The sequence below is a fragment of the Kushneria sp. EE4 genome (assembly GCF_977968315.1).
Map to the genome: position 1 here is coordinate 1,943,927 of NZ_OZ386212.1, position 25,303 is coordinate 1,969,229.

Consider the following 25,303-nt stretch of genomic DNA (forward strand, 5'->3'; position numbering starts at 1 on the left):
TCAGCTCCAAGTCATGGCTGTTTGCAGCGGAGTCTCGATGGCGTCGATCAGTTTTGGATGATCAGAGCGACGCACCGATATAGAAAGCGCCGCAGCTTGTAAAGACTTGGGCAAACGATTGACGAAATCACCAAGCGGTGCAAGGTCACGCGTCCGCTTTAGCGTCCGCACCATCTCTACATGTAACACTACCGGGTCTAGCGTAGCGAAAAGGTCGCGCATCGCCGAATGCTTTTGAGTATTGGGAACCTGCGGGATCATCACGCCCATTTCCTGCAAGATTGCGATGCTTTCGGCCATACGTAACGACTCAAAGACTGTTACTGGACAGATTCGCGCAGGGCAATCTACTGGTTCGCGCACCGTTGTAATCCGGTAGCGCTTTGAAAGGCACATTATCCCTACATCTTTCGGGACCGTTTCCAGCACACCTTCGATGTGCCCCTCGCTCGCGATTACATTTACCTTGGCGAAGACGCGCTTGTAGTTCTCAACTTGGCTAGCAAGTCGTGCGAGGGAATCCCGTTCCGACTTGATTTCATAAACAGTGGCAGTTCCATTCAAGATGACAAGATCAGCCTTACTACTACCAGCACGAAACTCAGTTAGCATCGAAGCTGTTCGAAGCGAATGCGTTCCCATCAACACTTTTTGGCTAATTGCCGCTCGATAGATATATTCATCGCGCTGCCCCGCTACCTTCAAAATCTCGAATGCGGAGTCAAAAGTATCGCCGACAGTGGCATCCGCCTTGGCATGCTTGATCAAATCTGTCTGCTCGAGCAGTCGACGAAATAGGCCAGACCGGCCTTTCTTTGCCATTTCGCGGAAAACGGCGGCAGAGAACAGTCGAGTCAATGCGGACAATTGCGCTGCGCTGTAAATTTTCATCTCCCTACTCGGATTGTTCAAATTTCAAAGGGAATGTTCTGTTTAGGTAAAAAATCTAGCCTGCAGATATGCCAAGTTGGTTATAGTGATTTATCTCAGCTTAGCTGACAGGGTATAGGTGAGAAATAAGTGCAATCACTTACAGACTGGCAAACCACCTGCGCTTTCTAGGTTTTCAAGTGATACTACTAGCGCTGTCAGTTACTTAAAAGATCAAAGAAAGCCCATAAAACATGGGCTTTCTTTAATCAAAGCTGACCAGTACTAGCTAATACCTAATAAAACCTCACTCCCACTCAATCGTCGCAGGCGGCTTGCTGCTCACATCATACGTCACGCGGGACACGCCGCTGATCTCGTTGATGATGCGTCCGGAGACCTTCTCCAGCAGCTCATACGGCAGGTGCGCCCAGCGGGCGGTCATGAAGTCGATGGTTTCGACCGCGCGAATGGCGATGACCCATTCGTAGCGGCGGCCATCCCCCACCACGCCGACGGAGCGCACCGGCAGGAACACGGCGAAGGCCTGGCTGGTCTTGTGGTACCAGTCGAAGTTATGCAGCTCTTCGATGAAGATGGCGTCGGCTTCGCGCAGGATGTCGGCGTACTCCTTCTTCACTTCACCGAGAATGCGCACGCCCAGGCCCGGCCCGGGGAACGGGTGACGGTAGACCATGTCGTACGGCAGGCCGAGTTCGAGGCCGAGCTTGCGCACTTCGTCCTTGAACAGTTCGCGCAGCGGTTCGACCAGCTTGAGCTTCATGGTCTCCGGCAGGCCGCCGACGTTGTGGTGCGACTTGATCACATGCGCCTTGCCGGTCTTGGAGGCGGCGGATTCGATCACGTCGGGGTAGATGGTGCCCTGGGCGAGGAAATCGACGCCGTCGATCTTTGCGGCTTCGCGGTCGAACACGTCGATAAAGGTGTTGCCGATCAGCTTGCGCTTCTGCTCCGGGTCATCAATGTTTTTCAGCCGGCCGAGGAACTCGTCTTCGGCATCGACACGGATGACGCGCACGCCCATGTGCTGGGAGAAGGTGTCCATGACCTGGGCGCCTTCGTCCTTTCGCAGCAGGCCGTTGTCGACGAACACGCAGGTGAGCTGATCGCCGATCGCCTTGTGCAGCAGGGCTGCCACCACGGAGGAATCCACCCCGCCGGAGAGGCCGAGCAGCACGTGACGGTCGCCGACCTGTTCGCGCACGCGCTCGGCGAGGTCTTCGATGATTTTCGCCGGGGTCCAGAGCCGTTCGCAGCCGCAGATCTCGAGCACAAAGCGTTCGAGAATGCGCTGGCCCTGGGTGGTGTGGGTCACTTCCGGGTGGAACTGTACCGCGTAGAGACGCTTTTCGGCCCAGCTCATGGCGGCAATCGGGCAGCTCGGCGTGGAGGCGGTGATTTCGAATTCTTCAGGGACGCGGGCGACCTTGTCGCCGTGGCTCATCCACACATCCAAAAGTGCATCGCCGCGATCACCAATGTGGTCCTTGATGCCGCCGAGCAGATCGTCTTCTGCGGAGACGCTGATCTGGGCGTAGCCGAATTCCCGCTTGTCCGAGCCTTCGGTGGCCCCGCCCATCTGGGCGGCCATGGTCTGCATGCCGTAGCAGATGCCGAACACCGGCAGCCCCATCTCGAAGACGCACTGCGGCGCGCGCGGGGAGTCCAGCTCGGCGACCGATTCCGGCCCGCCGGAGAGGATGATGCCGTTGGGGTTGTACTCGCGGATCTCTTCTTCGGTGATGTCGAAGGCGCGCACTTCCGAATAGACCCCGATCTCGCGCACGCGGCGGGCGATCAGCTGGGTGTACTGGGAGCCAAAATCGAGAATCAGGATCTTGTGGGCGTGAATGTCGGTCATGGGATCTCTCTACACAGCCGAGAACGGCGAGGATATAAACAGCGAGCGGGAAGCTTTCGCCTCCCGCTCTTGATACTGAACTGCCCGGCAGCCGGTGAACGTGCCCTGCCCGCGCGTCGATCAATAAGGGTCATGATCCCACGCGGGCAGCGCATGCCATCAGCTCCGGTAGTTCGGCGCTTCTTTGGTGATCTGCACGTCGTGAACGTGCGATTCGGCAAAGCCTGCGCTGGTGATGCGAACGAATTCCGGCACGGTGCGCATGGTGTCGATATCGTGCGAGCCGGTGTAGCCCATCGAGGCACGCAGGCCGCCCATCATCTGATGGACAATGGCGCTCATCAGGCCCTTGTAGGCCACACGACCTTCAATGCCTTCGGGTACGAGCTTCTCGACACCTTCGTTCTTGTCCTGAAAGTAGCGATCCGACGAGCCCTGGGTCTGGGACATCGCGCCCATCGAGCCCATACCGCGGTAGGCCTTGTAGGTCCGGCCCTGATAGAGCTCGATCTCGCCCGGGGACTCTTCGGTGCCCGCCAGCAGACTGCCGACCATGACGCAGTGCGCCCCGGCGACAATCGCCTTGGCGATATCGCCGGAGAAACGAATGCCACCATCGGCGATCAGCGGAATGTCATAGGGCTTGAGCGCTTCGGCCACATCGGCAACGGCGGTGATCTGCGGCACGCCGACACCGGCAACGATGCGCGTGGTGCAGATCGAGCCCGGGCCGATGCCGACCTTGACGCCGTCTGCCCCGGCTTCGGCCAGCGCCTTGGCCGCCGCGGCGGTGGCGATGTTGCCGCCGATGACCTGCAGCGACGGGAAGTGCTCCTTCACCCAGCGCACGCGATCGAGCACGCCGGCGCTGTGGCCGTGGGCGGTGTCGACGACGATCACGTCAACGCCGGCGTCATGCAGGGCCTGAATACGCTCGCCGGTGTCTTCGCCGGTGCCGACCGCGGCGCCGACCAGCAGACGACCGTCCTCGTCCTTGGCGGCGTTGGGGTAGGTGCGCGCCTTTTCGATGTCGCGCACCGTGACCAGCCCGCGCAGGTGGAAGTCATCGCTGACGATCAGGATCTTCTCGATGCGGTGTTCCTGAAGCTGGCGCTTGATGTCTTCCAGCGGCGTGCCTTCCTTCGCCGTAATCAGCTTCTCGCGCGGGGTCATGATGGCCTCGACGCTGTCGCTGTAGTTGGGCTGAAAGCGCATGTCGCGGCCGGTCACGATACCGATCAGCTCTTCACCCTTCACGACCGGAAAGCCGGAGTAGCCGTACTCTTCGGCCATGGCCAGAAGATCGGTGAGCTTGGCGTCAGGGCTGACCGTGACGGGGTCCTTCACGATCACGCTTTCGTGCTTTTTGACCTTGCGCACTTCAGCGGCCTGAGCCGCGATCGACATGCTCTTGTGCACGATACCGATACCACCTTCCTGCGCCATGGCAATCGCCAGGCGGGCTTCGGTCACGGTATCCATGGCGGAGGAGACAAGCGGAATATTGAGGACGAGGTTGCGGGTCAGGCGGGATTTCAGAGAGACGTTCTTCGGTAGAACATCGGAATAACCGGGAACGAGTAATACGTCGTCAAACGTAAGCGCTTCTTGAGCTATACGCAGCATAACTGGCGTCCACTGAGTGGGTTGTACAGGCGGCGGGGAGTAATTAATCGAGCATTTTAACGCCTGCGGCCCGCCCATACAACGAACGCACCCACGGCGGCGCGCTATTGCTGCCATATACGCCCTCTTTTTCAAGGCGCTGCCCGAGGTGGTCACGCCGGCAGACACCGCCGCACCACCGTGCCAGACTACTCAGGCCGGACTGCCCTGCCCCTGCTGGACCACGGGCTGCTTGCGGACCATAAACCCTCGAATCGAATCACCCTGCAGGGAGCTGTCATGACCCCCGCCTCAAAAAGTGACGCCCTGAGCGTTTCCGATCTGAACCGCCGCGCACGCGGGGCGCTTGAAAACACCCTGGGCGAGGTGTGGGTCGAAGGCGAGCTCTCGCGCGTGTCGCGCCCAGCCTCGGGCCATCTCTACTTCACGCTCAAGGACGACCGCGCCCAGGTCAGCTGCGCGCTCTTTCGCAACCGCGCACGCTTTGTCGCCGCCCCCATGCGCGAAGGCGACAGCGTGCGCATTCGGGCGAAAGTCTCGATCTTTGAGCCACGCGGCGACTATCAGCTGATCGTGGAGGCGGTGCAGGAGGCCGGCCGCGGCGCCCTGCTGGCCGCGCTGGAGCGGTTGAAAACGAAGCTCGAAGGCGAAGGCGTGTTCAACAATGCCCGTGAGCTGCCCTGCCCACCGCAACAGCTGGGTATTATTACCTCCGCCAGCGGCGCGGCCCTTCAGGACGTGCTGGCCGTGCTGCAGGCACGCTGGCCGCTGCTCGAGGTGAGCGTTCTGCCGGTACCGGTGCAGGGAGATCAGGCGGCTCCGGCCATGATCCACGCGCTGGCAGCCGCCGCACGTGACGGCCGCTTCGATGCGCTGCTGATCACCCGCGGCGGCGGCAGTCTGGAGGATCTGTGGTGTTTTAACGATGAGCGTCTGGCGCGCGCCATTCAGGCAAGCCCGATTCCGGTGATGAGCGCGGTGGGCCACGAGATCGACACGACGCTGTCCGATCTGGCCGCCGACGCTCGCGCCCCGACGCCCTCGGCCGCCGCCGAACGGCTGGTGCCGGATCGCCGGGACATTCTGGAGCGGCTTTCCACCCTGACGCAGCGCCTGACCGGTGCCCAGCAGCGCCAGCTCGATCAGCTGAATCAGCGGCTGGATCACGCCGCCTCACGTCTTCGCCACCCCGGCGAGCGATTGAGCACGCAGCGCCAGCGGCTTGATGACCTTGAAGCGCGCCTGACACGCGCGATGCGCTACCGGCTGGAACAATCCCGCCAGCGCCTGACGACCGATCAGGCGCGACTCCAGCAGACCTCGCCCGAGCGGGCGCTGCGTGACCGAGGCGAACGGCTTGACGCGCTGGAGCAGCGCCTGATGGCCGCCCCCGAACGGCGAATCAACGAACAGCGCCAGAAGCTGGAAGGCCTGATGCGCGAGCTCAACGCCGTCAGCCCGCTGGCCGTGCTGGGCCGCGGCTACGCGATTCTGGAATCCTCAAACGGCGTGGTTCGCCGCTCACAGGACACTCGGCCGGGCGAGGTGCTGACGGCCCGTCTGGGTGAGGGCCGTCTGAAGGTGGAAGTGAAGCGGCGGCTGAAGCGCTGATCAAAGCGGCCCGTCGGCGTAGGCAGGCTTGAAGCTGTTGGGGTCAAGCTCGTGACGGGAGAGCAGCTTGTAGAAATCGGTGCGATTGCGCCCGGCGATGCGTGCCGCCTGCGTGACGTTGCCCTCGGTAATCTTGAGCACCTTGACCAGATAGCCGTGTTCAAAGCCGGCTCTCGCGGCGTTGAACGATGGCAGGGCGTTGTCTTCCGAGGCCAGCGCCTGGGCTACCAGCGCGTGCGCAATGATCGGCGCGGTAGACAGCGCCACACACTGCTCAACCACGTTGACGAGCTGGCGCACGTTGCCCGGCCAGGCATGGGAGGCCAGCAGGCTGATGGCCTCCTTTGAAAACCCCTTGACCGAGGGCTTGTGGCGATCGGCGGCCAGTTCCAGGTGATAGCGCGCCAGAATCGGAATGTCCTCGGGGCGCTCGTGCAGGGCCGGCAGGCGCAGGTTGACCACGTTGAGGCGGTAGAAAAGATCCTCGCGGAAGGTGCCCTCATTCATCGCCGCGTTGAGATCGCGGTGGGTGGCGGAAATAACGCGCACGTCCACATCGATACTCTGGGTGCTGCCCAGCGGTCGCACCTGACGCTCCTGAAGCACCCGCAGCAGCTTGACCTGCAGCGACAGGGGCATGTCGCCGATCTCATCGAGAAAGAGCGTACCGCCGTGGGCGGCCTGAAAGAGCCCTTCATGGGCGCTGACCGCGCCGGTGAAGGCCCCGCGGGCATGACCGAACAGCTCGCTTTCCAGCAGCTGCTCGGGCAGTGCGCCGCAGTTGATGGCGATAAAGGGGTGTTCGGCACGGGCGCTGGCGCGGTGCAGAGCGCGAGCCAGAAGCTCCTTGCCGGAGCCGGAGGGGCCGGAGAGCAGCACGCTGACATCGCTGCCGGCAACCTTGCCGGCCTGCTCGAGCACCTGCTCCATGACGGTACTGCGGGTGATGATGTCACGGCGCCAGGCCGGGTCTGCCCCGCCGCTGGCCGGCGAGGTCTGCATGAGCGCCTCGTCGACCAGCGCAAACAGCTCGGTGCGGTCAATGGGCTTGGTCAAAAAGCCGAACACCCCCTGACGGGTGGCGCTGACGGCCTCGGGGATGGAGCCATGCGCGGTCAGAATGATGACCGGCAACCCGGGATGGCGGGACTGAATCTCGCCAAACAGCGCCATGCCGTCCATGCCATCCATGCGCAGATCCGACAGCACCAGATCGGGGCGCTGCTGTTCAACCAGTGACAGCGCCTGTGGCCCGCTTTCAACGGTACTGACCCGATAGCCACGGCTTTCAAGACGCATGCCCAGAAGCCTTAAAAGGCTTGGATCATCGTCGACCAATAGCAGATGGGCAGTTTTCACGTGTCTCTCCTTGCACGACCGACGCGCGAGGAGCGCTCAGGGGGTCTGCCTGGCGTTCATGCTCTCCTCTATCGCGGTCAGGGCGTCCAGTTTCTTTTTCAGCTCGGCATTTTGCTGCTGCAGCGACTGAATCTGCTGACGCTGCCGGCTGTTACCCTGATGGCTGCGATTATGCTGTGCATCGAGTCTGGATTGAAGCCCGGACTGAAGTTCGGTGCGACGCTCCAGATCCCGCTGCCACTGCTCAAGCAGCGGCTGAATGCTTTCGGGCGCCTGCGGAGTATAGCGCTTGAACAGCGCAAGGCCTGTCGGCCAGTGCTCGGCATCCTCCTGGGAAAAGACCACCGCACGGGCCAGACCGCTCCGGGGCGTGTCGTCATCCATGTATTGAAGCACTTCATCGCGCCATTGCTGTGTGCCGGTCTGCGCAGTGCGACCAAAGGCAACCCACGTGGGCAGCAGGCATTCGTCATCCACCATGGTGGGGATACCGCGGGTAATGCACCCTTCCTCGGCGGCGCCGGGGACACGATCACCCCACATGGCGCACCCGCCCAGCAGCATGGTCGCCAGCAGAACGCTGCCTGCCATTAGATTGTGCTTCATTGTCATATCCTTGCCAGCGCCGCCTTTTCCCTTGCGGCCCGGGGTAAAGAGGGGTTGTCCTGTGAAGCCTCTTCCACGATCCAGGGAAGTACCAGTTCAAAGCAGACTTCACAGCCGTTGATCGAATCCTCGATCAGACTCAGCGTCCCGTGCTGGGCACGAGCGCTCTCGGCGGCCACCGACAGCCCGATGCCGGAGCCCTTGAGCGGCCCCTTGCGCTGCGAGCTGCCCTGATAGAAGGGCTCGAACAGATGATCGCGGTCACGGTCGTTGATCGCCTGACCGCTGTTGGCCACATCCAGGGTCAGATGATGCTGGTCGGCACTGGCCGAAATGTAGAGCCGGCCTTCATCGTCGCCGTAGGCAATGGCATTGGACACCAGATTGTCCAGAATTCGCGCGGTACGGGCGCGATCGGCCTGCCAGTACAGCGGGGCGCGACGCTCTTCCACCACCATACCCTTTTGCTGCAGCGCCAGGCGGTGCTTTGAAAGCACCTCATGGATTACGCTTGCCACGTCAAAGCGCGTGACGTTAAGGCGGCGATTTTGCTGCAGCAGATTGTAATCCAGCAGCTGTTCGATCAGTGTCTGGAGCTCCTGACCGCTTTCATCGATCAAAAGCACGATCTCTCGCTGGCGCTGGGTCATCTCACCCACCACGCCATCGGCCAGAAGCCCGGAGCCTTCACGGATACTGGCCAGCGGTGTCTTGAGTTCGTGGGACATGTGACGCAAAAACTGCTGCTTTTGTTCCTCGAGCTCGCGCAGACGCGCCGACAGCCACTCAAGGCGCTCCTCGAGATTGACCAGCTCCAGCGGGCCCTGGATCGGGCGCGTCTCTTCGGTATCGCCACTGCCCCCGATGCCGAGAATACGCTGCTCGAGCTGTCGAATCGGGCGAATGATACGCCAGGTGAAAAACAGGATCAGCACCAGGCTGAACGACACCAGCGCCAGTGTTGCCTGCCAAAGGCGTGTGGTGACCTGATCGGCCTGGGCGCGAATCTCGTCGATACGCGCATCGACCTGACGACGGGTCGCCTCGGCCAGCGCTTCCGTGGTGGAGGTAAACCGACTGAACTCGGACAGCTGGGCGCTCAGGCTCTCCTCGCCGGGCGCCGGCAGGGTTTCAAGCACGGTCAACTGCTGACGCAGCGACTGCATCAAGGGGCTGTCGCCCATGAAGGCGGCGTGTTCGTTGAGCAGGTCGCTATAGCGCGCGCGGCGTTCGCCATAGATTTCAAGCAGACTCTGATCATCAAGCACCGCGTACTGACGGGCGCTGCGCTCCATATCCGTTGACAGGTTGGTCAACTGACGGGCGCGACGTGTCTCGTCCACTGCCTCGCGAGCACTGACATCGGCCAGCTCCGAGAGCTGGGAAAAGCTTTGACCGGCGAGATGAATCAACACACCGATCGGCAGCATGACCAGCAAAAAGGCCGTCAATACCTGCTGAAGAAGGGATCGAGGACGCCATCGACGCTTTATTCGAGAAGCCATGAGGTGACAGTCTCCGACAGGCGAGCCGTTAAGAAAGAGTAGTCCGGAACGAGGGAGAGAATAACCGATAATCTCACCGTTCGATAACGTCCGTATACACTTTTCACTCATTTGGTTTCATTTATCCGACCGCAATAAAAAAAGAGCCGGCAGGGCCGGCTCTCAATATACGCAGGGAACTGAAGGGTAACATGGTGATACGACCCTGCCCGCCTGACCATGCAGGGCCGTGTCACCGTGGGCCTGGAGGGGCCCGAAGCCACGCTGTCGAGATTGACATTCAGGCTTTCGACAGCGCCTGTGGCTTCTTCGTGATCAAAAACGCCGCCAGACGGCATTTTCGAAATTCTGCCCCGAAATGGCATCCGTGCCATGGCAATGTCTGCCTGATGCTTCCTTGCAGGGGGCCTTCGGCAGGTCGGCGTCACAAATGCCGGTCCTGAAAGCGACCATTCATGATCCACCGTCCTGCCATGCCTTACCTCTAGCCAGAGATATGCCATGATTTAATTTATGCTTTAAATACAATAACATGTAATTTTTAAAAGGCCTGAAATATTTCATATCGGGTTGGAAGTGCCGCGATGAAGGCCGAAAACGTCGCCATGTGGCGACATGACCACCCTGCCAAACAAGCAAGCCATTGTTTTTTAAACCTTTTCCATTGTCTGCAGATGCCGACAAACCTTATGGACCTTGTCTCAAAAACGCGACGGTGACTTTTCGGCGAATCAGTTTCCGGCAGCCGGCACGCCCGCAGGGGCCAGCGTCTTGAGCAGCACTCTGGAGTTGCGCTGTGGATTGTAGTGCTCACGTCGTTTTTGCGGCAGCGCCTCAAGCCCTGCCGTGATGAAGCCTCGCTCGAGAAACCAGTGCAGCGTGTGCGTGGTCAGGGCAAACAGCGCGGTCAGCCCCTGCTCGCGGGCGCGCTGCTCGACGCCTTCCAGCAGCAGGTCGCCACGCTCGCCACCGCGGTAGCTGGTGTGAACCGCCACGCAGGCAAGCTCGGCACTGCCCGCCTCCGGATAAGGATGAAGCGCCGCGCAGCCGATCACCATGCCATCACGCTCGATGACCACATAGTCCTCGATCTCCTGCTCAAGGCGTTCGCGCGAGCGCGCCACCAGCATGCCGCGCTCCTCCAGCGGCTGCAAAAGCTCCAGAAGCCCGCCGATGTCGTCGAGGCGAGCGCTGCGCAGCTGCTCGTAGCGCTCGCGGGTAATCATGGTGCCGACCCCGTCACGGGTAAAAAGCTCCGCCAGCAGCGCATCGCGGTCCTGCCAGGAGACCAGATGGGTACGCCCGACCCCCTGACGCGCCGCGTCGCAGGCAATATGGACGTGCTCGGCAAGCTCACCATCTTCATGCTGACAGCCCAGCGTCTGCGCCTCCTGCAGATTCGGCTGGCGCATCAGCCGCCCCTGGGCATTGTGCAGCCCGCCGGCACGGCCGACGATGATCAGCTTGTCGGCCTTGAGGGAGATGGCGGCGTGACGGGCGATATCGGCGGCGTCCAGATCAAAGACCTCACCGGTGCTGGAGTACCCCAGCGGTGGCAGCACCACCAGCGAGCGCTGATCCAGCAGGGTTTTAATGGCATCGCTGCGCACGCGACGCACCTCGCCTGCCCGTAGAAAGTCGACGCCCTCCCGGATGCCCAGCGGCTTGGCCATGACCAGATTGCCACTGATGGCATTGATCTCGACGCCATGCAGCGGCGTATTGGAAAGCCCCGGGGACAGCCTGGCCTCGATGGCCAGCCGCAGGGTCGAGACCTCTTGCTCGATCAGCGTCATGCAGGCTTCATCGACGACAAACCGGCCCTGGTGGCGCTTTGGCGTCAGCGCCGCTGCCTCGAGCGCCTGACGCACCTGGGCGCGAACGCCAAAGACCAGCACCAGCCGCACGCCCAGAATGTGCAGCAGCGCCAGATCCTGAATCAGCGGCGCGCGACGCTCGGGCGTCAGCCCCTCTCCTTCGATCAGTACCACAAAGGTACGTCCCCGGTGGGCATCGATATAGGTCGATGAGTTTCGAAACCAGTCGGCAAAGGGAAATGAGATGTCCAAGGCGGCTCCAGGGTCAGGCAGGCATCAATGAGAACTCACGACGGTGAGATGCCCCCATCTTAAAGCAGCCGGCGCCGGGACGCAGGTTCGGGTGATGTCACCAAACACCGGACAAAAAAAGGCCGCCGTGATTCACGGCGGCCCTTGATGGCGAAGTCGGCAAAAACGGCTAGCCGAACATGCCCTTGAGCATGAAAAAGAAGATGATCGACAGTGCCGCACCGGCCGGCAGCGTGACCAGCCAGGAGATCACGATGGTGCCCAGCACGCGCAGGTTCAAGGCCCGCATGCCGCGTGCCAGGCCCACGCCCAGTACCGCACCGACCAGCGTGTGCGTGGTCGAAATCGGCAGGCCCGTGCCGGAGGCGATGACCACCGTGGTCGCCGCGGCAAGCGTTGCGGCAAAACCGCGAGACGGCGTCAGCTCGGTAATGCCGGTACCAACGGTGGCAATCACGCGGTGGCCGTAGGTCAAAAGACCAAAGACGATACCGCCGCCGCCGAGAATCAGAATCCACCAGGGCAGTGCCGCGTTACCGCCGATCTGCCCCTGAGTCTGTACAACGCTGACCACGGCGGCCAGCGGGCCCACGGCGTTGGCCACGTCGTTGGAGCCATGAGCGAACGCCATGGCGCAGGCGGTAAACATCATCAAAAGACCGAAGATGCGCTCCACGCCCGAGAAGCTGAAACGGTCATCCTTGCGCGGCTCGTGGCCGATACGCCGCTCCAGCAGAATGCCCAGCAGCGTAATGATCGCGCCCACGCCCATGGCCCAGAGCAGTGCATCGGTGAAGGTGAGATCAAGACCCACATGACTCAGCCCCTTGAGCAGGGTCACCATCGCCACGATAAAGCCGACCAGAAACATGTAGCCCGGTACATAGCGACGCGCCGCCGCCAGCGGGTCCTTGTTTTCAAAGATCAGCGTCTGAATCGAGCGGAACAGCAAAAAGGCGAGAATGCCCGCGATAAACGGCGAGGTCACCCAGCTCGACACGATCTGGCCCACCGCGCTCCACTGTACCGAGGCCGGCCCCAGACCCGCGACGGCAAAGCCGACAATGGCGCCCACGATGGAATGCGTGGTGGACACCGGCCAGCCCTTTTTGGAGGCAATCATCAGCCAGATGGCCGCCGATAGAAGCGACGACAGCATGCCGTACACCAGATACTGCGGCGTTTCGTCTAACAGGGTGGGATCGATGATGCCATTGCGAATGGTGGAGGTAACCTCACCGCCGGCAAGCCAGGCCCCCAGAAATTCGAAGATGATGGCGATGACGATCGCCTGGCGAATGGTGATGGCCTTGGAGCCGACCGATGTGCCCATGGCGTTGGCCACATCGTTGGCGCCCACGCCCCAGGCCATGAAAAAACCGAAAACGCAGGCGAGAAGAATAAAGAGCTCGCCATGCTGTGCGATGATGGTCATAGGAAAATATCGTTATCCGAACTTCACTACCCGATGGTGACGTGCACCTATCGGGCCAAAAGGATTTGCAGGCGGCTGCCTACGCGTTCAGAGCGGTCGGAAACCTCACCGATCCAGTCAATGATCTGGTAAAGGAACATGACATCGATCGGCGGCAGCTCCTTTTCCAGCTCAAAAAGGCGGCGCCGGATCATGACCTGCTGATCGTCGGCCTGGTGTTCGAGTTCATGGAGCTTGCGGATCTGATCACCCAGAAGATCGGAGACATTGCGTCCAAAGCCCGACTCCAGCAGATCATCCAGTTCGGCCAGCGCCGAGCGGGCCTGATGGACCGTAGCGACTGCCGTATGCACGTATTCCTGAAAGATATCCTCCATCGCCTCGGGAATACGCATGCGACGACCCAGCATGATGCCTGCGATATCCTTGATCTTGTTGGCTATCTTGTCCTGTACACTGATCAGCTCGAGCAGGTCGGAGCGCGATACCGGCAGGAAAATGCTGTTGGGCAGGTTCATGCGGATATAGGTTTTCAGCTCATCGGCGTCATGCTCGCCTGCGCTGATGCGGTTGCGAATCTCGCCGGCACGCGTCCAGTCCTGCTCAAGCGTCGCCTGAAAAAAGATCGGCAACAGGTCGGCGCACTCGACGGTCTTGTCGATATGTTCAAGCAGCGGCTGAAACGGCGACCGGCCGAACAGTGCTGAAAAGGGATTGGATGACACCATGGTGATTTCACTGCAATGAAAAATGGCGCAACCAGTATATTTATCTGACCCCCCGGCGTCATGAAAATTTAACGTTTGGCCCCCGGATAGAGCGAATCAACACATGAATCCGAGCACGCAAAGCGACAATACTGTCACCAATGCATCAGCGTCCCCGCAGGAGGTGGAGCTCAAGATGGCGCTCGGTCGCGACAGCGTCGACGCCCTGATGGCCCATCCCCTGCTTGAGGGAACGCCCCCCGAAACGCACCGTCTGGCCAACGTCTATTACGACACCCCGGAACTGGACCTTGAAGCGCATCGCGTGGCCCTGCGCCTGCGCGGTAACGGTGAGACCTTCGTACAGACGGTCAAGACCGCCGGTGACGGCCACGGCGGGCTGCATACCCGGGGTGAATGGGAAACGCCGCGCGAGGAAGAAAATCTGGACCTTGAGTGGCTGGCCGGTCTGGGCGTGACGCCCTTTGAAGACAGCAGGGTGTGCCAGGCGCTGGTCCCGGTCTATCGCACCGACTTTCAGCGCACCCAGTGGCTACTGGAACATGACGAAAGCCGGATCGAGCTGGCGCTGGATATCGGCGAGATCGTCGTGGGCGAGCGCCGGATTGGAATTCATGAAATCGAGCTCGAGCTCAAGGAGGGCCGGGAGACGGCGCTCTGGTCACTGGCCGAGCAGCTGGCCCATCACTGCGCTCTGCGCCCGGCCAATGCCAGCAAGGCAGCGCGCGCGGCCTCTCTGCGCGAACAGCAGTGGCAGCTGCCGGCCTGCGCGCTCGACATGCCCGGGCAGTGCCTCGAGCGTGCCATTCTGGCGCTTGATGCCTTTCAGGACAGCCAGCAGCAGGCCTTTTTGTATGCCTCGCGTCAGGCATTGATTCACCTGACCCGCCATGATGACTTCGAGGTGGCCACCCTGGCCGGCCGGCTCGGTGAATCGCTGTCGCGTCCTGACTGGCTGAGCGTGCGCTCTGGCCAGCAGTGGCTGCTGCTGATGCAGCGTCTGTACCGCTAGCAGGCAGGTGCCGGGGCAGTCACAGGGTGTCTCGGCCGGTCAGATCGATGCCGGCTGCAGTGATACGGGCAACAGCGTGGCATTGAGCCGACCCAGCACTTCCTGGGAGGCCATGGGCCGAGCGTAGATGAACCCCTGGATCTGCTCGGCGCCCATGTCACAGACCGTTTTGAGCGTGGCGCTCTCCTCGACGCCTTCAACCACCACGCGAAAGTCCAGACGGCGACACAGATCGATGACCGAGGTCATGACGTGGCGCTTGCGGGGCTCGCGCTCCAGATCCATCACAAAGCGACGGTCGATCTTGATGCAGTCCAGCGGCAGTTCGCACAGCTGGGACAGCGAGGAGTAACCGCTGCCGAAGTCATCCAGGGCGATGGAGATGCCATGCTCGCGCAGCCGTACCAGGTTACGCAGCGCCACGGCCGGCTCTGCCAGTACGGCCGACTCGGTGATTTCCAGGTTGACGCGCCGGGGATTGGCGCCGTGTTTGTGGATCAGCCTCATCATGTCATCGACCAGCATCGCGTCCTTGAGCTGGTGGCGGGATAGATTGATGTTGATCACGAAATCCCTGCCAAAGCGGGCGGTAAAGGCCGGGTCCACCAGAATGTGCAGCGCCTTGTCGATCAGCTGCTGACTGAGCTGGTGGATCAGTCCGGTGGATTCGGCGGCCTCGATAAACGCACTCGGCATGGCGATTTTTTCTTCGCCATCGCGCAGGCGCATCAGCGCCTCAAAGGCCACGACCCGCCCCCCTTCCCTGACGCTGACGATGGGCTGCAAAAAACACAGTACGCCATCGCAGGCAAGTGCTGAGCGAATCAGCTGCTCGCCGCGACTGGCCCGGCTGGCACGCGCCTGCAGCTCATCGCTGTAGTAATGAATGCCTCCCACGCCCGCACCGGAAGCATTATTGATGGTCAGACGCGCCTGCTTTCTCAGGGTCTCGACCCCGACACGGCAATCGGCATTGAAGGGCACCACACCCACCACATGGGATAGCCATACGCGCCCTGTCGGGGTTTCCAGCGGCATGCCCAGCATCTGCTGAAGCGGCTGGAGGAAACGCTCAAGCGCCCCCTGACTTTCAAAGGAAGTGAGCAGCGCATAGCTAAAGCCTGGCAGCGCTACCAGCGTACCAGCGGGCAGCAGCTCCAGGAGCAGATCGGCAATGCGGGTTTCCAGCTCTCGGGTATTGTTGAAATGTTCGGATTCGCTGAGCAGCGTAGCATTGACCATGGTGATCTTGATCAGCGCGTGGTGTGTGCCCGCGGGCTGCGCCAGGGCGTCTTCCAGCAGCTGATCAAGCAGGTCGGAGTTGCCAAGCCCGGTGACCGGGTCGCGATAGCGCTCGTGGGTAATGTCGCTGAGCACGCCGGTCAGCCCCGACACGTGCTCATCTCCGGTGCCCACGATACGCAGACGAACGAAGCGCCACTGCCCCTGGCCGTCACACAGGCGGCATTCGATGCGCGACACCCCACGGGTGGTGGCCGCCTGATGGCACAGGGCGTGCACCCGCTCGCGATCCTCGGGATGCAGCCTCTCGCACCACTGCGTCAAAGACGATGCGGGCTCGCCGTGATACAGCGATTTCCAGCGTGATGACAGCGTCAGACCATCGCCCTGCGCCTGCCAGTGCCAGATGACATCATGGTCACACAGCAGCATGCGCTCGTAGCGGGACAGCGGGATATCGTTGGGTAGCGCAGGAGTCTGAAGCAGCTCGAACAGGGCGTGGCAGCACGTCGACAGATGCGCCAGTCTTTGCCCGTCGAGCGAGGTCGACTCTGCCGCCAGCTCATCGGCCAGATAGCGAATATCGTGACATAATGCCTGCACCGTACGACTCATGGCGCACCCCTAGAAGTTATTACAAATCGGTGACGAACCGTATCAGGCACTACCGCTTCCTTTCGGTGGACGGCCCGAAACAGTGCCTGTGATAACGGTCAAGCGTATTGCTGTGTTTAACGGCGGGGGCTGCGTTTGCTGAAGCGTCATGGCATGATTTTTTGGCGCTGGCGCATGAGGCCGGACGCCATCTATCCCACAAGGACTTCGGAGCGCCGGTGAGCAGCGAATCCCATAAAAAACAGATGACGCTTCGAGATCGTATCTTTCAGATCATCTTTGAATCGGATACGCCGGCCGCCAAGGGCTTTGATATCGCCCTGATCATCATGATCGTGGCAAGTGTCGTTATCATCCTGCTCGATAGCGTCGTCAGTTTGAAAGCGCGCTATGGGGATGCCTTCATGATCGCGGAGTGGGTCTTTACGGTGATCTTCACGATCGAGTATGTGCTGCGCCTGTACTGTCTGGACCGCCCGGTGCGCTATGCCCGCAGCACCTATGGCATCATCGACCTTCTGAGCCTTTTGCCCTCCTGGCTGAGCCTGATATTCCCCGGCACCCAGGCGCTGCTGGTCATCCGGGTACTGCGCGTCATGCGGCTTTTTCGGGTACTGCGCCTGATGGAGTTTGTCGGTGAAGGCAACCTGCTGATGGAGGCACTGGAGCGCAGCCGCCAGAAGATCCTGATGTTTTTGATGACGGTCATGTCGCTGGTCATCGTATTCGGGGCACTGGTTTATCTGATCGAGCCGGTCGAGGCCGGCTTTACCAGCATTCCCAAGTCCATCTACTGGGCGGTGGTGACGCTGACCACGGTGGGCTATGGGGATATTTCACCCATTACGCCGCTGGGGCAGTTCATCTCGGCGATGATGATGATTCTGGGCTATTCGATTCTGGCCGTGCCCACCGGCGTGTTCTCCGCCGAGGTCATGCGCTCGATTCAACGCAACCACTACTCCGACGAGGCCTGCCCGGGCTGTGGTCACGAAGGCCACGAGCGTGACGCCAAATACTGCCGGCGCTGTGGCACCTGGCTCAATGAAGAGGCCGATGATCCCAGACGCAAGGAGATCGATGACGAGATCGAAGAGCTGCAGCAGCAGCGCGACGCCCTTGATGAGGAAACCCGGCGACTGGAGCAGGAGCGCGACGGCACCGCCCCCTCCCATGACGGCACCGATGCGTCGGACAAACGCGATACCCCGGAGACAGGCGATGGTTCGGAGGAAGGTAAGGGCCCAGATGAAGGCAATGGTTCGAATACAGACGATAGCTCGAATACAGACGATAGTTCGAATGCAGACGATGGCTCGGATAAACGCGACAATCCGGATGCCAATGACCTTCCCCCGGATCAGCGATAGCCGTTGAACTGTCATCATCAAAAAAACCTGCAGGCCACCCTGCAGGTTTTTTTATATACCCGATCGACTGGCAGGGCATGCATCAGCCAAAGGCGCTGGTATCACCCCGCCCCTGGCGAAGCACTTCAGGCGGCAGCGTTCGCATATCCAGGACTGTGGTCGGCTCCATCGGGCAGGCGCCGCCGTCAATGATGGCATCGAGCTGCGAACCAAAGCGGTCGCGAATCTCCTCGGCATCCGTCATGGGCAGCGTCTCGTCGGGCGCGATAAAGGTCACGCTCATCAGCGGCGCACCGGCGGTCTCCAGAATGTCGCGGGTGATGCGATGATCGGGCACGCGAATGCCGATGGTGCGGCGCTTGGGGTGCAGCAACAGCCTGGGCACCTCGTTGGTGGCGTCGAGAATGAAGGTGTAGGCGCCCGGCGTGTAGGCCTTGAGTACGCGAAAGATGGGACTGTCCATGCGGGCATAGGTGCCGATCTCGTTGAGATCGGGAAACATCAGGGTGAAGTTGTGCTTGTCATCAAGGTTACGCAGTCGCTTGATGCGCTCCACGCCCTTTTTGTTGCCCGGCAGACAGCCCAGCGCGTAGCCGGAGTCGGTGGGATAGGCAATCACCCCGCCCTTTTCGAGAATTTCGCGCGTCTGGGTTAGAAGGCGCTTTTGCGGGGTTTCCGGGTGCAGGGAAAAGAACTGGCTCATGGAATGTCTCCTGAATCTGGCAAGAAATGGCGTTCACAAACCGTCAAAGGCGGGGGCCAGCCGCGGGTGCTGCCAGACGGGCGCAAGCTGGCTGCGTGGCACGCGGCTCAGGGTGCCCGGAGCCAGTGCCCCGCCCTGATAGTGAAAGTCACTGCCCAGCGAGGCGTAGAGCCCTCGTTTGACCAGAAGCGAGGCCAGATCGCGGCTTCGGTCATCGTTTTGATAGCCGCTGATCAACTCGGCACCTTCACCGCCAAGCGCTGTGAACTCATCCAGCAAAAGCCCCAGCCGCCGCCGGGTCAGCCCATAGCGCAGCGGATGCGCCACCACCGCCACGCCGCCGGCCAGGCGAACGCTTTCAAGCGTGTCTTCCAGTGTGGGCCAGTGCACCTTCACATCGCCAGTCTTTCCCGAGCCCAGGTAGCGCTTGAACGCACGGGCCATGTCGGGCACCAGCCCTGCCGCCACCAGCGCCCGGGCAAAGTCGGGGCGACCCAGCAGCCGCGCGCCTTCACTTTGTTCACGCGCCCGCTCGAGCGCGTTTTCAAGGCCGACCTTCTCAAGTCTTGTGGCGATTTCCAGCGCCCGGTCATGACGGGCATGGGCGAGGCGCTCGAGCAGTGCGGTCATCGGCGGCTGCGCCTGACCGTGCCACAGCGCCACCACGTGAATGCCCACGCCCTGCCAGCGAGTGGACAGCTCGACACCGGGCACCAGCGTCATGCCCAGCGCCCGGGCCTGACGTGATGCCGCCTCGACGCCATCGATGGTATCGTGATCGGTCAGCGCCGCGCATGACAGGCCGCGCTGATGACAAAGATCCATCAGCGCCTGCGGCGCGAGCCGGCCGTCAGAGGCGGTGGAATGCATGTGAAGGTCGATATGGCCGGCCTGCTCGAGCGTCATGCCGGGGTCAAAGGACGACGCCGCGCCGTCCCGGGATGACGATATAGTATCCTGCGCGCTCATTGGCCTCTCGGTAGCAGCAAAATCGGGTCTGCATGGTATAACGGCGTGGCCGCCCCGCGTGCGGTAACGACCCTGAATGCAGGCCATGTTGCGCCGGGTATCCCCAGGAATCAATGAACGCCCGTATTTCCGCCCCGGGCCTGCCCGCCGGCATCATTTCAGGAGTGTTGTGTATGAAAATGCTGATCGACTTTCTGCCGATCGCCATCTTCGTTCTGGTCTATCAGATGACCAAGGATATCGTGCTGGCCACCGCCGTTTTGATTCCGGCCACCATTGCGCAGGTGCTCTTTACCTGGTGGCGCTGGCGCAAGATCGAAAAGATGCATCTGGTCACGCTGGCGCTGGTCGTTGTGCTGGGCGGGGCCACCGTCATTCTGGGCGATGGCGACTTCATCAAGTGGAAGCCGACCGTGGTCAACTGGCTTTTTGCCGTGGCCTTTCTGCTCTCGCCGCTGTTTGGCGGCAAGTCGCTGATCGAGCGGATGATGGAAAAGAACATGACCCTGCCCTCTCCGGTCTGGATGCGCCTGAATCTGGCCTGGGTGGCCTTCTTTCTGGCCATGGGGGCGGTCAACATCGCAGTGTTCACCCATTTCAGCGAGGAAGTCTGGGTCAACTTCAAGCTCTTTGGCATGATGGGTCTTACGTTTTTGTTCATCATTATTCAGGGCGTCTATATCGCGCGTCATCTGCCCGATGATGACAAGACGATCAAGGGCACCAATCCCCACGGAAAGGAGAAGTAAGCATGCTCTACGCCATCATCGGAGAAGATGTGGATGAAAGCCTCAAGGCGCGCCAGAGCGTGCGCCCGGAGCATCTGGCACGCATCGAGGCGCTGCGTGACGAGGGGCGTCTGGTGCTGGCAGGCCCCTTTCCCGCCGTGGACGGCATTGATCCGGGCGATGCCGGTTTCAGCGGCAGCCTGATCGTGGCCGAATTCGACTCGCTGGAGCAGGCTCGCGCCTGGGCTGACGCCGACCCTTACGTCGCGGCAGGTGTTTATTCACAGGTCAGCGTCCGTCCGTTTAAAAAAGTGCTGCCCTGATTTTTAAAAGGCCCCTGTTCGCGGGGCTTGTACACGCTTATCCACAGCCTTGTTGTTATGCACACTCTGCGTGGATAAGCCTGTGACAACGTTGTGCGATCCCCGCGAACACATTGCGCAAAGCGTGATGGTGGCAGGCCTGCCAGAAATCGTTCAAAAATTGATCACCCCTGACGTTTCTTCGGTATTGTCCCTTGTCTTCCAATCCTTTCCGGCCCCCTTTCGCCCTGCAGCCGGCGCAGCTTCACTGGCGCGACGATAACGCCCCTGAAGCCGTCGACTACGGTGATGTCTATTTCTCGCGTGAAGACGGTCGACGCGAAACCGAGCATGTCTTTCTGGCCGGCAACCATCTTGCGAGTCGCTGGCACGACTGGCATCAGGCCCGCCCCTTTGTCGTCGGCGAAACCGGCTTTGGCAGCGGTCTCAACGTGCTGTGTGCCGCCCACGACTTTCTGGCCCGGGCACCCGATGATACCCGCCTGCATGTCGTCTCCACCGAGCAGCACCCGTTCACGCGCGAAGACCTGACACGCGCCCTGCGCCACCATGAGGACTTCGCCGATCTTGTCCGCGCTCTGGTGGATCAGTGGCCCCCGGCCCTGCGCGGCATCCATCGTGTGGTGCTGCACGAGCGCATCACGCTGGATCTGCACTTCGGTGACGCCGCCGAGAGCCTTGAACAGCTGGAAGGCCGGGTGGACGCCTGGTTTCTGGATGGTTTTGCGCCGTCCAAAAATCCCGACATGTGGTCGGAGAGACTCTTTGCCGCGCTGGCCGGTGCCAGCCGCGAGGGCACAACGTTTGCCACCTTTACCTGTGCCGGCGTGGTCAAGCGCGGGCTCCGCCAGGCCGGTTTCGAGATCCGCAAGATGCCGGGGTTCGGCCGCAAGCGCGAAATGCTTGGCGGTCACATGCCGACACCGCCGTCAATGCATCCACGTCAGCAGACCCGGCGGCGCCTGACGCCCTGGCATATCGATGAGGCACCGCGTCCGGCCGGAGGTGACGATCATATCGCCGTGATCGGTGCCGGCATTGCCGGCACAAGCCTCGCCCACGCGCTGGCGCGGCGCGGACGACGCGTCACCCTGATTGACCCGAACCCGCCCGGCAGCGGCGCCTCGGGCAACTGTCAGGGCGCGCTCTATATTCGCCCGGCAGCCGAGGTCAACGACCAGAGCCGGTTCTATCTCGCCGCGCTTGAATACACCCAGCGCTTTTTGCATCGGATCGACCCCGAGCATGCGCTGTGGCACCCGACCGGCGTGCTGCAGCTGGCCACCAGCGACCGGGAAGCCGCGCGCCAGCGGCGCTGTCTCGAGCACTGGCAGCTGCCCGAGGGCGTGGTGCGTGGCGTGAGTCGTGACGAGGCCGGGCGGATTGCCGGTCAGGCACTGGCCGAGGGCGTAAAGCACGGCCTGTACTATGCCGATGCCGGCTGGGTGCGTCCGGACCGACTCTGCGCCCAGCTGGCCGATACGCCCGGTATCACGCAGCACCTGGCCGCGCTTGAGACGATCCATCAGGAAGACACGCGCCATGTGCTGACGCTCAGCGATGGCACCTGCCTGAAAGCCGATCATGTGGTACTGGCCTGCGCAGAAGGCGCCGGAAGGCTGTCGACATCAGAGTTTCTGCCGCTGCAGGCCGTGCGCGGTCAGGTCAGTCACTACCGGCTCGATGAGACGGCGCAGGCGCTGTCGCCACGCTGCGTGGTGTGTGCCGGCGGTTATGCCCCGCCGGCGTGGGACGGTGTGCAGAGCCTGGGCGCCTCGTTTTCGCCCAACGATTGTGACCTGTCGCTGCGCGACGAGGACGACGCCTTCAATCTCGGCGAGCTGGATCGCACCCTGCCCGAGCTGGCGCGCGCCCTGCACAACGCACCGGCGCTGCCCTCGCGCAGCGGGCTTCGCTGCGCCAGCCCCGACAAGTCGCCCTATGCCGGGGGCGTGCCGCAGGTCGAGTACTGGCGAAAGGCCTACGCCGGCCTGGGTTTTGATGCTACTCGCGTGCCGGACGTGCCGGGGCGCTATCAAAAAGGGCTGTGGGTGTCGCTGGCCCATGGCTCGCGCGGGCTGGTCAGCGCCCCGCTGATCGCCGAGCTGCTGGCCTCGCGGATCTGTGAAGAGCCCCTGCCGCTGCCCGAGTCACTGGTGGATCACCTCAATCCGGGGCGGCGGTTAATTCGCGCCATCGTTCGTCGCGAGATGCCGGCTGACTAGCTGACGATGCGCTCCAGCGCTTCCCGGTCCAGACAGCGATAGGAAAACGAGGGCCGACCGACCTGGCCGTAGGCGAAGGATTCGGTCAAAAGCCCCAGGTTGGCGAGGTACTTGAGGTACTTGCGGATCGACACCCGTGACATGCCGGCCACCTCGGCCAGCCCTTCGGTGGAAAACTCATCCTGCGACAGGGTCAGGATGGCCTCGCAGACCTGGGCCAGACTGTGGGCGGTCAGCCCCTTGGGCAGGCCGTTGAGACGCCGGGGGGCGTTGCTGTCGGCCCGAAACAGGGTATCCAGCGTCTGCTGATCGACCTGGTCGCTGAGGATATCGAGCGCGTCGCGGCGCTGCCGGCAGGTTTCAAGCGCCTCGCGAAAGCGCTTGAACTCGAACGGTTTGACCAGAAAGTCGTTGATGCCCAGCCGTCGCGCCTCGCGTACCGTTTCGGTTTCCGAGGCCGCGGTGATCAAAATGATGTCGGTATCGATATCGCGCTCGCGCAGCCAGCCGGCGATCTCAAGGCCGCTGCGCTTGCCCAGATACACATCCAGCAGCACCACATCAACGCTTTCGCGCTCCAGCACCACCAGTGCGGTGGTGACGTCGCTGCAGCGCCCTATCAGCTGCATATCGCCGACCCTTGTGAGGTAGTCGACGTTGAGCTTCATGACCATCGGGTCATCTTCTACGATCAGTACTCTCATGCGTGGTTGCTCTTGAACCGTTTGAACCCGCCCGACCAGCCGGTATGTTCGGTCATTGATGTGTTCGCCCGCCCGCTGCGTCATCGTGCGCGCTGCCATTGGCAGGACGATAGGGATAGCTGACCTCGATCAGCGTGCCCTGTCCGGGCGAGGAGTAAAGTGACAGGGTGCCCTCCACGGCGTCGATCTGCTCGCGAACCAGAAAAAGGCCCAGCCCCCGCCGCTCGCCCTTGGTGGAGACGCCGTGCTCGAAGATGCGCGCCTGATGCTCGGGCTCGATACCGGCGCCGTTGTCCTGAATCTGCAGCGACAGCGTGCGTGACTCCAGCGCCATGTGGATGGCAACGCCCGGTTCCTCGCGGGCATCAAGCGCTTCAAAGGCATTTTCCAGAAGGTTGCCGATGATGCTGACCAGCGCATGCACCGTGGCGCCGTCGCTGGCCTGGGGAATCGGCGTCTCGGCCTCGACGCTCAGCGTAATGCCCTTCTCCCGGGCCTCGCTCTGCTTGCCGATCAAAAAGCCCGCCAGCACCGGTTCACGCACGCGCTCGACGATCGATTCCGACACGGCGTGTCGGTAGTCGACCAGCTCACGAAGATACTGTCTCAGCGCCGGCAGGTCCTCGAGCTGGGCCAGCCCCAGAATGACGTGCAGCTTGTTCTTGAACTCATGCGTGGTGGCTCTCAGCGCTTCGGCGTAGCGCCGCACGCCGGTAAGCTCTTCGGCCAGCGCCTGCATCTCGTGGCTGTCGCGAAAGGTCATCACCGCACCGACCAGTCGCCCATCGGCCATCATCGGCTGGTAGTTGCCCAGAAAGGCCCGCCCGCCCAGATGCATGCGGCGATTGATCATCGCCCGGTCACCGAGCACCTGATGCTCGCTGTCGCTGCCGGGCAGCAGCACCTCGAGACGCTCTCCCAGCTCGATCCCGTGGGCCTTGAGATCGCCCAGCAACGAGCGTGCCGCGGGGTTGATCAGCGTCACATGTGCCCGGGCATCCACGGCAATGACCCCTTCATGGATGGCGTCCAGCGTCACGCGGCGCTCGGCGACCAAACGGGCAATGTCATCGGGCTCCATACCCATCAGGCGTCGGCGGATGGTGCGTGCCAGCCACGCCGAGCCCAGCCCGCCGATGGCGAGAATGGCCAGAAAGAGAAACAGCAGCCGCTTGTGGGAGGCCGCGCGCAAGGGCTCCAGATGCGACAGCGTCACCCCTACCGACACGGCGCCGATGATGTCGCCGCTGTCATCGCGCACGGGCGCGAAACCACGAATGCTGGTGCCCAGCGTGCCCACCGCCAGCGAGGCGTAGCGCGCTCCGGCAAGCGCCGCCCCCTCATCGCCGCCGCGAAAATGATGGCCGATCCACTCTCGATTGGGGTGGGTCAGCCGAATGCCGCGGGCATTCATGATGACGATGAAATTGACGTTGAGCAGCTCGCGCAGCGTTTCCATGCGCTGCTCGATATCGGCCGCCGGTGACGGGGGCACGTCAAGCTGCAGCGCCTTGATTACCTCATCGCTGCGGGACAACGTGGTGGCCACGTTGACCACGCGGTCCTGCTGGACCCGCGTGATACTGCGCCAGAGCTGATCGCCAAACACGGTGTAGGCCACGATCAGCGACGCCATGATGGTGATAAAGGCCAGCAGCGCCGCCAGGGTGTTCAGGCGAATCGGCGATTTACGCGGCCAGGGATGTTCGTTCACGTCCGAA

Annotated in this window: 20 protein-coding genes; 6 read left to right on the top strand and 14 right to left on the bottom strand. The window is 61.9% G+C overall.

Going from position 1 to position 25,303, the window contains the following annotated elements; all coding sequences use genetic code 11:
- From ACXMYO_RS08950 to guaB, 3 genes are all read right to left on the bottom strand, one after another.
- Positions 1–891, bottom strand: coding sequence for a sce7726 family protein (locus ACXMYO_RS08950; RefSeq protein WP_457808469.1), 891 nt, complete (start codon positions 889–891; stop codon positions 1–3).
- 286 nt (positions 892–1,177) lie between these two features.
- Entirely contained in the window at positions 1,178–2,752 is a 1,575-nt protein-coding gene (gene guaA, locus ACXMYO_RS08955) for a glutamine-hydrolyzing GMP synthase (protein WP_457808470.1), read from the bottom strand.
- A gap of 159 nt (positions 2,753–2,911) precedes the next feature.
- Positions 2,912–4,378, bottom strand: a complete 1,467-nt coding sequence (gene guaB, locus ACXMYO_RS08960; RefSeq protein WP_457808471.1) for an IMP dehydrogenase — start codon at positions 4,376–4,378, stop codon at positions 2,912–2,914.
- Between the two features lie 279 nt (positions 4,379–4,657).
- Here guaB and xseA point away from each other — a divergent pair, with 279 nt between their 5' ends.
- On the top strand, positions 4,658–5,989 hold the full coding sequence (gene xseA, locus ACXMYO_RS08965) for an exodeoxyribonuclease VII large subunit (RefSeq protein WP_457808472.1): 1,332 nt from the start codon (positions 4,658–4,660) through the stop codon (positions 5,987–5,989).
- Here xseA and glrR read toward each other — a convergent pair whose 3' ends face one another.
- From glrR to ACXMYO_RS08995, 6 genes are all read right to left on the bottom strand, one after another.
- Positions 5,990–7,348: a two-component system response regulator GlrR gene (glrR, locus tag ACXMYO_RS08970; protein ID WP_457808473.1), complete on the bottom strand. Its 1,359-nt coding sequence runs from the start codon at positions 7,346–7,348 to the stop codon at positions 5,990–5,992. It lies immediately after the preceding gene.
- Between the two features lie 36 nt (positions 7,349–7,384).
- A complete protein-coding gene (locus tag ACXMYO_RS08975) occupies positions 7,385–7,954 on the bottom strand; it encodes a hypothetical protein (RefSeq protein WP_438764161.1) in 570 nt (189 codons plus the stop codon).
- A gap of 2 nt (positions 7,955–7,956) precedes the next feature.
- Positions 7,957–9,459: an ATP-binding protein gene (locus tag ACXMYO_RS08980; RefSeq protein WP_438764163.1), complete on the bottom strand. Its 1,503-nt coding sequence runs from the start codon at positions 9,457–9,459 to the stop codon at positions 7,957–7,959.
- A 731-nt stretch (positions 9,460–10,190) separates the two neighbouring features.
- The gene (gene argA / locus ACXMYO_RS08985) at positions 10,191–11,528 is read right to left on the bottom strand and encodes an amino-acid N-acetyltransferase (protein ID WP_457808474.1); all 1,338 of its coding nucleotides are present in this window, start codon (positions 11,526–11,528) and stop codon (positions 10,191–10,193) included.
- Positions 11,529–11,697: 169 nt separating this feature from the next.
- Positions 11,698–12,963: an inorganic phosphate transporter gene (locus ACXMYO_RS08990; protein WP_438764166.1), complete on the bottom strand. Its 1,266-nt coding sequence runs from the start codon at positions 12,961–12,963 to the stop codon at positions 11,698–11,700.
- A 47-nt stretch (positions 12,964–13,010) separates the two neighbouring features.
- Positions 13,011–13,691, bottom strand: coding sequence for a TIGR00153 family protein (locus ACXMYO_RS08995; protein WP_438764167.1), 681 nt, complete (start codon positions 13,689–13,691; stop codon positions 13,011–13,013).
- Positions 13,692–13,794: 103 nt separating this feature from the next.
- Here ACXMYO_RS08995 and ACXMYO_RS09000 point away from each other — a divergent pair, with 103 nt between their 5' ends.
- Entirely contained in the window at positions 13,795–14,703 is a 909-nt protein-coding gene (locus ACXMYO_RS09000) for a CYTH domain-containing protein (RefSeq protein WP_457808475.1), read from the top strand.
- A gap of 39 nt (positions 14,704–14,742) precedes the next feature.
- Here ACXMYO_RS09000 and ACXMYO_RS09005 read toward each other — a convergent pair whose 3' ends face one another.
- Complete coding sequence (locus tag ACXMYO_RS09005) at positions 14,743–16,560, bottom strand: EAL domain-containing protein (RefSeq protein WP_457808476.1); 1,818 nt, start codon at positions 16,558–16,560, stop codon at positions 14,743–14,745.
- 245 nt (positions 16,561–16,805) lie between these two features.
- Here ACXMYO_RS09005 and ACXMYO_RS09010 point away from each other — a divergent pair, with 245 nt between their 5' ends.
- A complete protein-coding gene (locus ACXMYO_RS09010) occupies positions 16,806–17,930 on the top strand; it encodes an ion transporter (protein WP_457808477.1) in 1,125 nt (374 codons plus the stop codon).
- Between the two features lie 82 nt (positions 17,931–18,012).
- Here ACXMYO_RS09010 and ACXMYO_RS09015 read toward each other — a convergent pair whose 3' ends face one another.
- Entirely contained in the window at positions 18,013–18,633 is a 621-nt protein-coding gene (locus ACXMYO_RS09015; protein WP_438764171.1) for an L-threonylcarbamoyladenylate synthase, read from the bottom strand.
- A gap of 33 nt (positions 18,634–18,666) precedes the next feature.
- Complete coding sequence (locus tag ACXMYO_RS09020) at positions 18,667–19,602, bottom strand: PHP domain-containing protein (RefSeq protein ID WP_457808478.1); 936 nt, start codon at positions 19,600–19,602, stop codon at positions 18,667–18,669.
- A 173-nt stretch (positions 19,603–19,775) separates the two neighbouring features.
- Here ACXMYO_RS09020 and ACXMYO_RS09025 point away from each other — a divergent pair, with 173 nt between their 5' ends.
- The 3 genes from ACXMYO_RS09025 to mnmC all read left to right on the top strand — a co-directional run bounded on the left by ACXMYO_RS09025 (position 19,776) and on the right by mnmC (position 22,878).
- A complete protein-coding gene (locus ACXMYO_RS09025; RefSeq protein WP_457808479.1) occupies positions 19,776–20,351 on the top strand; it encodes a septation protein A in 576 nt (191 codons plus the stop codon).
- 2 nt (positions 20,352–20,353) lie between these two features.
- Entirely contained in the window at positions 20,354–20,653 is a 300-nt protein-coding gene (locus ACXMYO_RS09030; RefSeq protein WP_457808480.1) for a YciI family protein, read from the top strand.
- Positions 20,654–20,847: 194 nt separating this feature from the next.
- Positions 20,848–22,878, top strand: coding sequence for a bifunctional tRNA (5-methylaminomethyl-2-thiouridine)(34)-methyltransferase MnmD/FAD-dependent 5-carboxymethylaminomethyl-2-thiouridine(34) oxidoreductase MnmC (gene mnmC, locus ACXMYO_RS09035; RefSeq protein WP_457808481.1), 2,031 nt, complete (start codon positions 20,848–20,850; stop codon positions 22,876–22,878).
- Here mnmC and ACXMYO_RS09040 read toward each other — a convergent pair.
- Together ACXMYO_RS09040 and ACXMYO_RS09045 are read right to left on the bottom strand one after the other, a co-directional pair.
- Positions 22,875–23,582, bottom strand: coding sequence for a response regulator (locus ACXMYO_RS09040; RefSeq protein ID WP_438764177.1), 708 nt, complete (start codon positions 23,580–23,582; stop codon positions 22,875–22,877). The genes mnmC and ACXMYO_RS09040 overlap by 4 nt on opposite strands.
- A gap of 52 nt (positions 23,583–23,634) precedes the next feature.
- Positions 23,635–25,296, bottom strand: coding sequence for an ATP-binding protein (locus ACXMYO_RS09045; RefSeq protein ID WP_457808482.1), 1,662 nt, complete (start codon positions 25,294–25,296; stop codon positions 23,635–23,637).
- Positions 25,297–25,303: the final 7 nt, after the last annotated feature.